This is a genomic window from Synechococcus sp. H55.9 (assembly GCF_047462355.1).
Lineage (GTDB): Bacteria > Cyanobacteriota > Cyanobacteriia > Thermostichales > Thermostichaceae > Thermostichus.
On sequence record NZ_JANSJB010000062.1, the window covers coordinates 1 to 13,571 of the forward strand.

At 57.5% G+C, this 13,571-nt stretch carries 13 protein-coding genes; 3 read left to right on the forward strand and 10 right to left on the reverse strand.

Going from position 1 to position 13,571, the window contains the following annotated elements:
- A partial coding sequence (locus NW857_RS08985) for a hypothetical protein (protein WP_414368716.1) occupies window positions 1–210 on the reverse strand: 210 nt, incomplete at its 3' end.
- A 123-nt stretch (window positions 211–333) separates the two neighbouring features.
- On the reverse strand, window positions 334–2,049 hold the full coding sequence (locus NW857_RS08990; protein ID WP_414368718.1) for an HD domain-containing protein: 1,716 nt from the start codon (window positions 2,047–2,049) through the stop codon (window positions 334–336).
- 176 nt (window positions 2,050–2,225) lie between these two features.
- Here NW857_RS08990 and thrS point away from each other — a divergent pair, with 176 nt between their 5' ends.
- From thrS to NW857_RS09005, 3 genes are all read left to right on the forward strand, one after another.
- Window positions 2,226–4,037, forward strand: a complete 1,812-nt coding sequence (gene thrS / locus NW857_RS08995; RefSeq protein ID WP_414336613.1) for a threonine--tRNA ligase — start codon at window positions 2,226–2,228, stop codon at window positions 4,035–4,037.
- Between the two features lie 411 nt (window positions 4,038–4,448).
- Window positions 4,449–5,654, forward strand: coding sequence for a formamidase (gene fmdA / locus NW857_RS09000; RefSeq protein WP_414334726.1), 1,206 nt, complete (start codon window positions 4,449–4,451; stop codon window positions 5,652–5,654).
- Between the two features lie 65 nt (window positions 5,655–5,719).
- Complete coding sequence (locus tag NW857_RS09005; RefSeq protein ID WP_414347726.1) at window positions 5,720–5,995, forward strand: FmdB family zinc ribbon protein; 276 nt, start codon at window positions 5,720–5,722, stop codon at window positions 5,993–5,995.
- Window positions 5,996–6,221: 226 nt separating this feature from the next.
- Here the strand turns inward: NW857_RS09005 and malQ are convergent, their stop codons facing one another.
- The 8 genes from malQ to NW857_RS09045 all read right to left on the reverse strand — a co-directional run bounded on the left by malQ (window position 6,222) and on the right by NW857_RS09045 (window position 13,205).
- Complete coding sequence (malQ, locus tag NW857_RS09010) at window positions 6,222–7,823, reverse strand: 4-alpha-glucanotransferase (protein WP_414368720.1); 1,602 nt, start codon at window positions 7,821–7,823, stop codon at window positions 6,222–6,224.
- A 116-nt stretch (window positions 7,824–7,939) separates the two neighbouring features.
- Window positions 7,940–8,812 (reverse strand): polysaccharide deacetylase family protein, encoded by an 873-nt coding sequence (locus NW857_RS09015; protein WP_414334729.1) that lies wholly within the window; start codon window positions 8,810–8,812, stop codon window positions 7,940–7,942.
- 29 nt (window positions 8,813–8,841) lie between these two features.
- On the reverse strand, window positions 8,842–9,462 hold the full coding sequence (gene pyrE, locus NW857_RS09020; RefSeq protein ID WP_414334730.1) for an orotate phosphoribosyltransferase: 621 nt from the start codon (window positions 9,460–9,462) through the stop codon (window positions 8,842–8,844).
- Between the two features lie 13 nt (window positions 9,463–9,475).
- A complete protein-coding gene (locus tag NW857_RS09025; RefSeq protein WP_414334731.1) occupies window positions 9,476–10,021 on the reverse strand; it encodes a GTP-binding protein in 546 nt (181 codons plus the stop codon).
- A 58-nt stretch (window positions 10,022–10,079) separates the two neighbouring features.
- Window positions 10,080–10,628 carry a protoglobin domain-containing protein gene (locus tag NW857_RS09030; protein WP_414334732.1) on the reverse strand — a complete coding sequence of 183 codons (549 nt, stop codon included), beginning with the start codon at window positions 10,626–10,628 and terminating at the stop codon, window positions 10,080–10,082.
- Window positions 10,629–10,680: 52 nt separating this feature from the next.
- Entirely contained in the window at window positions 10,681–11,049 is a 369-nt protein-coding gene (locus NW857_RS09035; RefSeq protein WP_414334733.1) for a roadblock/LC7 domain-containing protein, read from the reverse strand.
- Window positions 11,050–11,149: 100 nt separating this feature from the next.
- The gene (locus NW857_RS09040; RefSeq protein WP_414334734.1) at window positions 11,150–12,037 is read right to left on the reverse strand and encodes a DUF4388 domain-containing protein; all 888 of its coding nucleotides are present in this window, start codon (window positions 12,035–12,037) and stop codon (window positions 11,150–11,152) included.
- Window positions 12,038–12,371: 334 nt separating this feature from the next.
- Window positions 12,372–13,205, reverse strand: coding sequence for a DUF4388 domain-containing protein (locus NW857_RS09045; RefSeq protein WP_414368721.1), 834 nt, complete (start codon window positions 13,203–13,205; stop codon window positions 12,372–12,374).
- Between the last annotated feature and the right edge of the window lie 366 nt (window positions 13,206–13,571).

Consider the following 13,571-nt stretch of genomic DNA (forward strand, 5'->3'; position numbering starts at 1 on the left):
GGCGGGCAAAGAGCCACCCAAACCAGCCCCTCGCCGATCACCATCGCTCCCTGAGCAAAACTTGCCGCGCAGCATCGCGAGAGCCTTATCCCGCTGGTGCAAACGGTAGCTAAAGGAATACGATCCGATTGCCCAGCTATTGGCGTTCACCGGCAGCTTGGTAGTTATAGCCATCTCAAATGGCAATGAAACATTTCTCTGCGTCGTCATTACTACGCAATGCTGTCGCTGACGCGCCGCTCTAACTCCCCTCTCCCTCTGGGAGAGGGGCTGGGGGTGAGGGCCAGCGGCAAAGTGTCTTCGTCTTGTTTGAAACGACTATATGCCCCTTGGCTAGACGGCTGCCTCAAAGGGATCCGCGCTGCGCTGAAGCTGGGTGGATAATTTGGGAATCACCTGCAGCTTGAACTGTTGCTCGAAGGCCTTTTTCTTCTCGTTCAAGCTCCACAGCTCCAGGGCACAGTCGTCGTTGGGATGCCTGGGATCCAAAATCAGCTCCATCTGGCGGGGGCCTTCTCCCAGAAGCTGAAAGCGGCAGTGGAGCCCTTGGATGGCCTGCAGGCGGCGGCGATCCAGAGCACAGGCCATGCGCAACAAGGGGCCGAGTTCCAACACCACTTGGCGATCCCGCTCGTCGCTGAGGCGCTGGAAGTTCTCGTGCTTCTTCTTGGGGGGCGACTTGCGGTGGTAGCGGGCCAGGTTGGCGATCACCTCCACCTCTTCTTCGTTAAAGCCCAACAGCTCCCCGTGGCGGATCAGATAGTAGGAGTGCTTGTGGTGGGCGGCATGGCTGATGAAGTGGCCGCAGTTGTGCAGCATGGCGGCCGCCCAGAGAAGAGCCCGCTCCCGGGATCCCCAGGAGTGCAGGATGCCGCGGGTTTGATCGAAAAGGCTGAGGGCAAACTCCGCCACCCGCTCGGCATAGGGGATCTCCACCTGATATTTTTCCGCCAACTTGAGGACGCTGCGCCGCCGCACCGAGCTGTGGTAGCGCAGCCGATCTTCAATGAGCCCCTGGCCGATCATCCAATCTACGATCAGCCCTTCCCGCAGCGCCCGCTCGCAAAACTGGATCCGCTCCACCCCCAGCAGGCTCATCACCTCCTCCAAGATGACCGCCCCGGCCAGGATGATCTCCCCGCGTCTTTCTCCCAGACCGGGCAGCTTTTGCCGCTCGGCTACCGTGAGAGAGCGCAGCTCTTTGACATAGCCCCGCAGGGCTTCCAGGCTGAACTCATACCCCTGCAGGCGAGTGGGGGGAGCACCCAACCGGCGGCGGGCATCCAACTGGGCCAGGCACTCGATGGTGCCGGAGGTGCCCACCAAGGTCAGGGATCCCGGCTGTTGGGAAGCAGCAACGATGCGCCTCATCTGCTCGATGGGAGCTTCCAGCATGCCGCGGATGTGTTGTCGCAGGGCCTGCAGCTCGGCAGGGGTGGGTGGGTCGTGGCGCAAAAACGCTTGGGTCAGGCGCACCGCTCCCACCTTGATGCTGCGCAGGAACTCCGGCTCTTGGCCGTTGCCCAGAATCAGCTCGGTGGAGCCGCCACCGATATCCACCACCGCGTGCAGCCGGTTGTGGAACTCCATGGCCGAGAGCACGCCCAGGTAGATGCGGCGGGCTTCCTCCTGGCCTGAGATCAGCTCTACCCGCAGGCCCAGCTCCCGCTCGATCCGCTTCAAAAACTCCGGCCCATTGGGGGCTTCGCGCACGGCACTGGTGGCCACCGCAACAATATCTTGCACCTGAAAGCTTTCAGCAAGGCGGCAAAACCGCTCCAGAGCCACCCGCGCCCGTTCCATGGCGGCAGGCGTCAGGGCGCCTGTCTGGCTGCAAAACTCTCCCAGGCGGACGGTGGCTTTTTCGCGGGAGATGATGGTGAAGCTGGGGATGTGGGGGTTGATGCGCACCACCACCATGTGCAGGGAGTTGCTGCCCACATCGATGGCGGCGATAACCGGAGCAACTCCAGATTCAGAAGAGGAGACCGGTTTCGCTTCAGAGGCGGCGGCAGAGCGTTCGGCAAGGTTGGCGAGCGAAGAGACCATGAATCGAAGGGGTTGCCACACTTCTAGAATACTGTGTGCTTTCCCCCCTTTTTCCTGGCCGGGTTGTGGGCTGAGGTTCGAGGGGGCAATTCCCCCTGCCTGGGATCCCGTCTGCCCTGGGCTCAGCCTAAGATAGGGACACGGATAGTCGTTTTTTTGTCGTTAAGCGGGTTCCGATGTCTCAACCAGCCGCGTCGCCTCAGCAGGCCAACAGCCCTCTCAAGCTGCTGCGTACCCACGAATCTCCCAAGCTGGAGCGCATCCGCCACACCACTTCCCACGTTTTGGCGATGGCGGTGCAAAAGCTGTTTCCCAAGGCCCAGGTCACCATCGGCCCGACGACCGACTACGGCTTCTACTACGACTTTGACCATCCCCAGCCCTTCACGCCGGAAGATCTGGAGCGCATCAAAAAAGAGATGCAGGCGATCATCAAGAAAGGATTGCCGGTGATCCGCGAGGAGGTGAGCCGGGAAGAAGCCAGGCGCCGCATTGAAGCCCTCGGCGAGCCTTACAAGTTGGAGATCCTGGACAGCATCCCCGAAGGCGAGCCGATCACCATCTACCATCTGGGGGACGAGTGGTGGGATCTCTGTGCCGGCCCCCACGTGGAAAACACTAAGGAGATCAACCCCAAAGCTTTTGACCTGCTCAGCGTGGCCGGCGCCTATTGGCGCGGGGATGAGACCAAGCCCCAGCTTCAACGCATCTACGGCACCGCCTGGGAGACGCCAGAGGAGCTGAAGGAATACAAGCGGCGGCTGGAAGAGGCCAAACGGCGGGATCACCGCAAGCTGGGCAAGGAGCTGGGCCTTTTCATCTTTTCCGACGAGGTGGGGCCGGGCCTGCCCCTTTGGACCCCCAAAGGAACTACCCTGCGCTGGGTGCTGGAGGATTTTCTCAAGCAGGAGCAGCTCAAGCGGGGCTATCTGCCGGTGGTGACGCCCCACATCGCCCGCGTGGATCTGTTCAAGATCTCCGGCCACTGGCAAAAGTATCGAGAAGACATGTTCCCTATGATGGCGGAGAATGAGCAGGCGCGGGCGGCAGAGCAGGGCTTTGTCATGAAGCCGATGAACTGCCCTTTTCACATCCAAATCTATAAATCGGAGCTGCGCTCCTACCGCGATTTGCCGCTGCGCTATGCCGAATTCGGCACCGTCTATCGCTACGAACAATCGGGAGAGCTGGGAGGGTTAACTCGCGTTCGCGGCTTCACAGTGGACGACGCCCATTTGTTTGTCCGCACCGATCAGTTGGAAGAAGAGTTTCTCAAGGTTGTCGATCTCATTCTGGTTGTTTTCGAGAAGCTCAGACTCAAGGATTTTCGCGCCCGCCTCAGCTTCCGCGATCCCAAATCCGATAAATACCTGGGATCCCCGGAAGAGTGGGACATGGCCGAAAATGCCATTCGGCGAGCGGTGGAGAAGCTATCAATGCCGCATTTTGAAGGGATTGGGGAGGCGGCTTTCTACGGGCCAAAGCTGGACTTTATTTTCCGCGACGCGCTGGATCGGGAGTGGCAGTTGGGCACGGTGCAGGTGGATTATCAAAACCCGCAGCGCTTTGATTTGTACTATGTAGCCGAAGACGGATCCCGGCAGCGGCCGGTGATGATCCACCGCGCTCCCTTTGGCTCGCTGGAGCGGCTCATTGGGATCCTCATCGAGGAATATGCCGGGGATTTTCCTTTCTGGCTGGCACCGGAACAGGTGCGCATTTTGCCCGTTTCCGACCAATACCTGGGCTATGCCACCCAGGTGCGGGATCACCTGCGGGAACAGGGGATCCGCGTCCACATCGATGCCGACAGCGACCGCCTGCCCAAAAAGATCCGCAACGCCGAGAAGGCCAGGATCCCCTTCATGCTCATTGTGGGAGAACAAGAACAGGCAACCGGCACAGTGAGCGTGCGCCAGCGCCACGGCCAAGACCTGGGATCCCTGACGGTGGCGGAGTTCCTGGCCCAGGCGCGAGCGCTGGACTAGCGGCGGTTAGGCTACCTGTTCCAGCAGCAGCTTCTCGTTTGAATCTGGTTGAAATGTCCATAGTCGTTTCAAACAAGGTTAAGACTCTTCGCTGCCGTCCCAAGCGCTCCGCGCCGCTGACGCGTTCGCCTTTGCCGGCAGGGGGTGTTGGTACCCCCGACCCCTCTCCCGCAAGGGGAGAGGGGAGCTAGAGATCAACCAGCAAGCTGTTTCATAACCGTTTGCAATGACTATAGTTACTTTGAACCGAGGTGAAACAGCCTGTCGATCTAAGCCGTTCTCCTGCCCATACGATTGTAGACAACAGCACTATCAACTGTAGCCCTTACTACAGTATTGCTTCCTTCATCGGAGATACACTTTTAGGCATCTGCAGCCTGACTCCAGAGCGACGGCTCAAGGATAGATCCGATGCCCAAAACGCTGTTTAAAGTTGACCTGACCAAGCCGATGGATCAACAGGATCTGCCAGGTCACAACCGCTGGCATCCTGACATCCCTGCGGTGGTTTCTGTGAACCCCGGCGAAGTCTTCCGAATTGAGTGTAAAGACTGGACGGATGGACAAATTAAGAACAACGATGATCCTTCCGACATTGAGCAGGTTGACCTAAGTGTTGTTCATGTTTTAAGTGGGCCTATTTGGGTTAACGGCGCCCAGCCTGGAGATATCCTGATCGTCGATCTGCTGGACATTGGGCCACTGCCGGGAGACGAGTGGGGGTTTACAGGTATTTTTGCCAAAGAAAATGGCGGAGGATTCCTCACCGATCATTTTCCCAATGCGGCCAAGGCCATCTGGGATTTTCAGGGTATTTACACCACTTCCAGACACATTCCTCATGTGCGCTTTGCCGGCATTATCCACCCTGGCCTCATCGGCTGCGCTCCATCCCACAAGTTGCTGGCAACTTGGAACAAGCGGGAGGCTGAGCTGGTTGCTTCGGCTCCTGATTTGCGCACTTACGGCGCGGGCCTATCTGGTAATCAGCCTGTGCTGGCCGCCTTGCCCAATCCCAAGAACGCGATTTTGGGAACCCTGCCCAAGTCAGAGTATGAGCGGGTTGCTGCCGAAGCGGCCCGGACGGTGCCCCCACGGGAGCACGGCGGTAACTGCGATATCAAAAACTTGTCTAAGGGAACACGGATCTACTTTCCGGTTTACGTGGAGGGTGCCAAGCTGTCGATGGGAGATATTCACTTCTCACAAGGGGACGGAGAGATCTCTTTTTGTGGCGCCATTGAAATGTCAGGCTATATCGATCTCCATGTTGATCTAATTAAGGGTGGCGTTGAGAAGTACGGATTGGTTAATCCCATCTTTAAGCCTGGCCCTGTAGAGCCGCGTTACTCAGAATATCTTGTCTTTGAGGGCATTTCTGTGGACGAGTTTACAGGTAAGCAACATTATATGGATGTTCACATTGCTTACCGACGTGCCTGCTTAAATGCCATCGAATATCTGAAAAAGTTTGGCTTTACGGGAGAACAAGCTTATCTCCTGCTCAGTTCTGCACCCGTGGAGGGCAGGGTGAGCGGGATCGTCGATATTCCTAATGCTTGCTGTACGGTGGCCGTTCCTACACAAATCTTCGAGATAGATATCCTACCCAGGTAAATCCTTAGCTGTTCTTAGATGTTTCGAGCCATCTTGATATCTTTCTCAAGTGTTGGAGTAAGAAGATGCCCCTGTATGAGTTTAAGTGTCAAAGCTGTGGTGAGTTTGAGTTATGGCGACCTCTGTCTCAATACCGGGATCCAGCGTACTGCCCCACTTGTAAGCAAGTGGGTAAGCGTCTTATTTCGGTTCCCATGATTCAACTTTCTAGTTCCTTGCCAGCTCCAAAGGGTGAAAGAGAACCTAAGTTGATCAGGCGGGAACAGCACTCAAACTCTGACTCAAACTCCCGAAGGTATCGACTCCAATCTTGTGGGCGACCCTGGATGTTGCATCATTAGTCGTTTGTGGGCTGGTCAGACCAGATGAAGGAGCCCTGCAGACAATAGCAGCTATCAGGAGCCACAGCCCTGCTTTATTCGGCTGGGAAGCAACATGATGAATCAGCGCTTTATTTCATTTATTGGTGATTCGTAAGGGCCGCCTTGTGGGCGAACTCGCGCCCAAAGAGGCCACTGAAGAGCGTCTGGAACTGCTGATGGGAGATACCCAGGATTTTTCAGCAGCTCAGGAAAAGTTGGGGGTAGTTTGAGAAGACCCTGTTGCCCGCTCTTGGGCCAAGGCTGCCCGCCGCTGCTCCAAGTCTTGCGGGGAGATGCGCCCGTAGGTGACGCTCAGCTCCGCCAGCCGCTGGGCCAGCTCCGGCCGCAGCATCTCCTCGCGGTAGCGCCAGGCCCAGTTGTTCTCGGCCCTGCCGGGGAAGTTCATGCGCGCCTCTGCCCCCAGGCCCATCACATCTTGCAGGGGAATGATGGCCAGGTCGGCCACGGAAGCCAGGGCCAGGCGAATCAGATCCCAGTGGATGCCGTCAGATCCCTGGCAGCCCAGGTAGCGCAACAGATTTTGTTTTTCCCACTCCGGGCGTTCTGGGTCATGAAACCAGCCCACCACGGTGTTGTTGTCGTGGGTGCCGGTATAGACGACGAAGTTGCGCTCATAGCTATGGGGCAAATAGGGGTTATCGGGCCCCGAGCCAAAGGCAAAGAGCAGCACTTTCATGCCGGGCAAGCCAAATTGATCCCGCAGTTGCAACACTTCCGGTGTGATGTCCCCCAGGTCTTCGGCAATCACCGGAATTTCCCCCAGCCGGTCGGCCAACGCCTGAAAGAAGTCGGCCCCCGGCCCTTTCTGCCACTCGCCTTCTACTGCTGTTTCCGCCTCGCCAGGGATGGCCCAGTAGCTCTCGAAGCCGCGGAAGTGGTCGATGCGGACGCAATCCACCTGCTTGAGAATGGCCTGGATGCGCCGGATCCACCAGTCGTAGCCGCGAGCCTTGAGCACCTCCCAGTTGTAGAGAGGGTTACCCCAGCGCTGCCCAGTGGGGCTGAAATAGTCGGGGGGCACGCCGGCTACCTGCAGGGGCCGTCCCTGCTCATCCAGGTGAAACAGCTCGCGGTTGGCCCACACATCGGCACTGTTGGGGGCGACATAGATGGGCAAGTCGCCGATCAGCCGCACCTGATGCCGATGGGCATACTCCCGCAGGGATCCCCACTGTTGGGCAAATAGGTATTGCCAAAACATCTGTTGGGTAATGGCATCGGCATAGCGGTCGCGGGCCTCTTGCAAGGCCAGGGGATCCCGTTGTGCCAGGGCCGGATCCCATTGGGTCCACTCCTGGTCACCATACACCTCTTTGAGGGCCATGAACAGAGCGTAGTCCGGCAGCCAGTCGGCCTCGGCAGCACAGTAGGCTTGAAAGGCTTCCCAGTCGGCGGCGGTGGCCTTGTCTTTGAAAGTGGCCCAGGCGCGGCGCAACAAGCCCAGCTTGAAGGGGATCACGGCTTCGTAGTCCACCTGCTCGCCATTCCCCGCCTGGATGGCCGGCCATTGGAGCAGATCCTGCCAGCCGTTGGGTTCCAGCCAACCGGCTTTGACCAGCAGCTCTGGGCTAATCAGCAGCGGGTTGCCGGCAATGGCAGAAAAGCTCATGTAGGGGGAGTTGCCCCAGCCGGTGGGCCCCAGAGGCAGCACCTGCCAGAGGCGCTGGCCGCTCTCCACCAGAAAATCCACAAACCGGTAAGCAGCCGGCCCCAGATCGCCAATGCCAAAGGATCCCGGTAGCGAGGTGGGGTGCAAGAGGATCCCGCTGAGTCTGCCCATGCGCATGGCTAAGCCTTTTTGCCCTGAGTGGTTTCACCGCCTATCGTGTCACTTTTGCAGCCCGATGGACAGCTCCAGAGGAGACAAAGTCCCAACCAAGTTGCAAAGGTGCCGGGATCCCGTCAGGCCATCTCAGGTGCAGGGCAGGCTTGGGCATACCAGTTGTAGAGGCCATCGCCGGTGGTGAGCCAAGTGTGGGGACGGGATTGGATGTGCTGCAGCGCTTTTTTCAGGGATCCCATGCGCAGAGGCTGCCCGACGATGAAGGGGTGCAGGCCAATGGCCATGATGCGGGGGGAGCGTTCCCCATCCTGCCAGAGGCGGTCGAACTGGTCGATGAGCGCTTGGGCAAAGGTTTCTGCCGGCAGGCGGGCGCTGAGACAGAGGCTGATGTCATTGGCCTCTAGCGTATAGGGGATCCCCAAGAGGGGGCCGGCGGCAGTCGGGAACCAATAGGGTTGATCGTCGTTCACCCAGTCGGTGGTGTAGCGGATCCCGGCAGCCTTGAGCAAGTCAAAGGTGTTCTCGCTAACGGAAAACCCCGGCGTCAGCCAGCCCCAAGGCCGGGAGCCCGAAACCTGCTCCAACAGGGACAAGCTGCGCTCGATCAGCTCTTGTTCGGCTGCGCGGGCCAGGCCGCTGTGGCCGGTGGAGTTGTTCCAGCCATGGGCCAGCACCGACCAGCCGTAGTGGCGGATCCCTTCGATGATGGGGGGGTAAAGCTCTACCATTTCCGCGTTCAGGGCGGCAGTTACCGGGATCCCCAGCTCGGCAAACAGCTCAAACAAGCGCCAAATGCCCACCCGATTGCCGTAGTCCCGCCAGCCGTAGTTGGCGATCTCAGGAGAGCTGGTGAGATGGGGTTGAATGGCCGTGCCCAGCCTGCCGAAGGTGAAGTGCTCGATGTTCATGACCACGTAGACGGCCACCCGCGCCTGATCCGGCAGGCTCGGCAACTTGCGGCTGGGCAGAGCTGAGTAGGCAGGCGGCAGCATCCCCCTCTCTCCAGACACTCCATACCACCTTAGCGGGCCAGCCGGCCTTTCGATTCCCCGGCAAAGGACAAAGCCCGCACCTCTTCCAGGGTAAACAGGCGACGAAACGGGATCCCCATCTCGCGGCAGCGGTCTTCTGCCCCTTCCAGCCGATCCACCAGCGCCAGGATCCCTTCCGCCTGATAACCTGCTGCCCGCACCCGCTCGACAGCCTTCAAGGCCGAGCCGCCGGTGGTCACCACATCTTCCAAGATCCACACCCGGCTGCCCGCCGGCAACTCCGGCCCCTCAATCCAGGCCTGGGTGCCGTGACCTTTGGGCTCTTTGCGCACGATCAGGGCAGGTAGGTTGGCAGGCTCAGCGTGCAGAGAAGCCAGGCTCACCGCCGTCACCAGCGGATCCGCCCCCAGCGTCATCCCGGCCACAGCTTCGGTTTCGGGAGGCAACAGCCGATGGAGCAGGGATCCCACCAGGTAGGCACCCTGGGGATGAAGGGTGACCGGCTTGCAGTTGATGTAGTAGGGGCTCTGTTGCCCAGACGTGAGAGTAAAAGATCCCTCCCGGTAAGCCAGTTGAGCAAGGAGATACAAGAGTTTCTCCCGCGCTTCCTCTGAAGAAAGGGTCAGGGGAGAGCAATCGAGAAGCAGCACAGCAGGGATCCCCTCAGACAACCACCTGAGCCATCAGTTGCTCGACCAGCAGAAGCAGTGTGTTGGCAACAGAAGCCGGCTCTTGGGCATTCAACGTGGCGTAGGGAATTGAGCCATCTTGAGGGTTCAAAAGCAACAAAATATCTTCTGGATCCCAGGCATTGGGGTGATCGACATGGGTGATCCCGATAACCGAGGGGACATTTGACCTCGCCTTCATAAAAGCTTGGATGGCCTGGGCATTGCGAAACTGTCCGGGCAAGTGGGCGGGCACCAAAAGGATGTACCCATGGGCGCGCTTGATCAAAATATCCCACATAAAGCTAAAACGGGCCTGGCCGGGGGTGCCGTAGAGATGCAGCCACATCTCTTCTCCCTCTTCGCCAATTCTCAGGCGGCCAAAGTCCATGCTGACCGTTGTGCTCTTCTTAAGTTCTGCCACCTCATCGGTGGCCTTGCGATCCGTGTCGACCACTTCGATCTCGCTAATGGTGCGGATAAAAGTGGACTTTCCAGCCCCCACCGGCCCGGTTACAACAATGCGGAGAATATTGTCCATAGTTAGCCTCAGTCGTAAGCCCCCAGCGCAGACCCGCCTGTACAAGCTTAATGAATATTTAAGAGGAAGCTAAGCTGGTAGCGATCAGGCGTTTAAACAAAGCCTCGCTCATGCCCGTTTCTTGCTGAACAGCGTTATAGGCCACCTCAAGATAGGCTTGCTCAATAAAGGAAAGGTCGATCATACAAACTTTGCTTAGACTCATCCGCAGCTGCTCGGGCTTGCCCTCTTTGACCAGCCGGCGGCTCACCTCCTGCACAACCGTAGCCATAGCCGGCACCACGTGTTGAGGGCCGATGCCAACCCGCACATGAACTAGGCCGATTTTCCAGCGGCGCTCGGCATACTGGGGGCCCCAGTTATCCATGCCTGTGAACATTTCCTTAAACCAGTCGGCAAAAGTCTGGCCCAGCCGCTGCCGGTTATGCTTGGCAATGACAGCCGCCATCTCGGCATCGCGATCCAAATAGCCGTAAAAGGCATCCGACATTTCTGCGGCGATGCTGCTGCCCCAGTCGGCACTCTGCTGCAAAATCCTCTTATCTTCATCTGTAAATTGGGTGCGCGACATCAGGACTTGCAGCAGCTCCAGAGGTTTGATAGCCATAGTTCCCTCAAAATCAAGTCAAAATCAAACTTAGCTTCCCCACTTAGCCTCTCTACTTCATGGCTTCCGCAATGCTTGCTGCCACACGCTTCATCTCCAAAAACAGCAAGCCCTGCTTTACCTCAGCGCTGGCAATCGTCAGCAAGACAGCATCGGGGCCGCAACTGGCTAAAACTCCGTATCCTTTTTCTCCCTGCACAAAGATTCTCTCTATGGTCCCACGACCCAACTCTTTCCCAATCCGCTCCCCCAAAGAAAGCATGGCAGCAGACATGGCCGAGGTTCTTTCCTCGTCCATGCCTATGGGCAATGTGGATGCCAAGGGTAGTCCATCAGGAGTGACCACAGCCGCTCCTTGAATTTCTGGCGTGCTGGAAACGTAGTTCTGGAGAATTGCCTGCAAAGAGGATAAATTAGCCATCCTTTCTCTCCCCGCTTTCAAGTCTTTTTATCATCTTCCCGCCCACTTTACGGTTACTGATGATCCTGCCCGCTGCAGAAGATACTGCCACAAAACCCTCTCACTTATCACGGACTCCCTTCAGTAAAGTAGCCAGTCGCGCAACCAGTGAGGGCTTGACCCGGTCGCCTCCTTCCTGGAAAGACTTAGTGCCCAGCTTTTCTTTCGCAGCTTCCAATTCCAAACTGTCTGCCACCGCTGCCGACTTATCTGAGAAAACCAGAGGCGAAGAGGGAACAATGGCCGTTGGTCTGTCACAGGGGCTGATGAGCCCCAGCTTGGCCAGGCGGGCGCAGGCATAGCGAACTTCCAGAAGATCTGCACCCAACAGCCGGGCCAAGTCAGTCAGCCGGCGCGAAGGCGAAACCTGCTCCAGGATCCCCCACTCCAAGGCAGAGAGCTTGTACAAGGGCAGCTCAGTGCTGGTGCGCCAGAAATAGCTGTCCGGCTGCGGCAGGTTCTCCTCAGGAAGCTGATCGAGCTTAAGCTGCTGTAGCCCTTCTAGAACCACAGCACTGGCCCCCTTGCTCAGGCCAGTCATCTCCCGATAAGGCATAGGTGAGTTAGGTAGGAAGCTGAAGTGGCCCGCTTCCAGAGCAAACAAGCTGTAGAGACCCACCTGCAGTTGGTGGCGGAAGAGCTTGGCCAAAGCTGCCGGTGAGATCAACCCTTGCCGCTGCAAACACCGCCCCAGCGGCTCTTCCAGTCCACAGAAAGAAGCCAGCTTTTCCACCACCCGCTCGCTGACCAGGCCGGAACGGGCCAACAAACTCTCCAAGCGATGCTCCTCTTCGGGGGGCAGAGCCGCAATCACCCGACCTTGATAAAACCAGATTTTGTAGATGCCGTTTGGGGCCCAGATGGAAAGTTGCCCTGTCTTGCTGCCCCTTTCGATCAGTTGCAACAGATCGGGCAAAGAAAATTCCTGGAGGTCTCCAACGATGGCCATAGCAATTCTTTAGCCTCCCTTAAGTTGAGTATTGGCGCTTTCAGGGATCCTCAAAGACACCACCATTCTCATTCGCTGATTCCCAGACAACAACCGTGTAGCGACGGCAAAGCCATCTTCGCTCAAGTACTCAACCTGGCAGCAATTTTACTGACGAACGATTTCATTGGAGAGATAGGGTCTAGGCATTGAGCTGCGTAGGATTTTGGCATCAATTCCTATCACTATTGTGTCGCTCTGATCTAGATCCGTTACAACCATTCAGCTCATCTTTACCTAAATTAACTTCGTAAAGCCAGCGTGGGGAAATAGCATAAGATTTTACCCTACCGGCTTATTTTTCGCGAATGGTTTTGAGGAGGGTGGAGAGGCGGCTGACCAAAGAAGGCTTAACCAGCTCCTTCTCTTCCCGAGGGTTGGGGAGAAGCTTAGAAGCCGCCGCGAGCGCAGGTTGAGGCGTAGCCGCCGAGCTGTCGCAGGGGCTGAGCAACCCCAACTTGGCCAAGCGGGCACAGGCATAGCGCACTTCCAAGAGATCTGCCTTCAGGGATTGGGCCAACTCAACCAGGTTGCGAGTGGGGGAAATCTGCTCTAGGATTGCCCACTCCAGCGGCGAGAGTTTGTACAAGGGCAGCTCGGTGCTGGTGCGCCAGAAGTAGCTGTCCGGCTGCGGCAGGTTTTCTTCCGGGCGCTGCTCCAACCGAAGCTGCTGCAGCGCTTCTAGAACCACGGCGCTGGCCCCTTTGCTTAGGCCGGTCATCTCGCGGTAGGGCAGGGGCACGTTGGGCAAAAAGCTAAACTGGCCAGCTTCTAGAGCAAAGAGGCTGTAGAGCCCCACTTGCAGTTGATGGCGGAAGAGCTTGGCCAGAGCTGCTGGCGAGATCAACCCTTGCCGCTGCAGGCAAAGGCCTAGAGGCTCCTGCAAGCTGCAGAGGAAGGCCAACTCCGCCACCACCTGCTCGCTGACCAGGTTTAAGCGCACCAGCAAGCGCTCCAACCGGTGCTCTTCTTGGGGAGACAAGGCCGCCACCACTCGCCCCTGATACAGCCAAACTCGATAAATGCCAGCAGGTGCCCAAACTGACAGTTGGCCCGTTTTTTTTCCTTTTTTCATCAAATGCAACAGGTCGGCTAGGGAAAATTCCTGAAGATCTCCGAGCATTGCCATGTTTCCGCGCTCCCTCCACCTATTGGATCCCGACTTTTCAGTATTTTCTCGGTTTTTCCCTTGCTAAGCAAGGTACAAAGTAGGATCACTGCGGGCAAGTTTGAGCCCAATTCTACACTTAGATGCTCAAAAGTTACAGCCAGTTAATCTTTTCAATCAAACTTAACCAGAATTCCCACTTTCTAGGCCTCAATGGAGCGGAAGTTGTGGCAGAAATCCAGCAAAACTTCGGAAACAGCAACAGATAGCAGGTAGGATATTTGTAGCTTTTAATACTTTTTAACTCTGGCCATCAGAGGATCCACTGAATACAAAAGTTCGCTTGAGAAGGAGCGAATTGAGGACTACACTGAGGGAGCTAAAGGC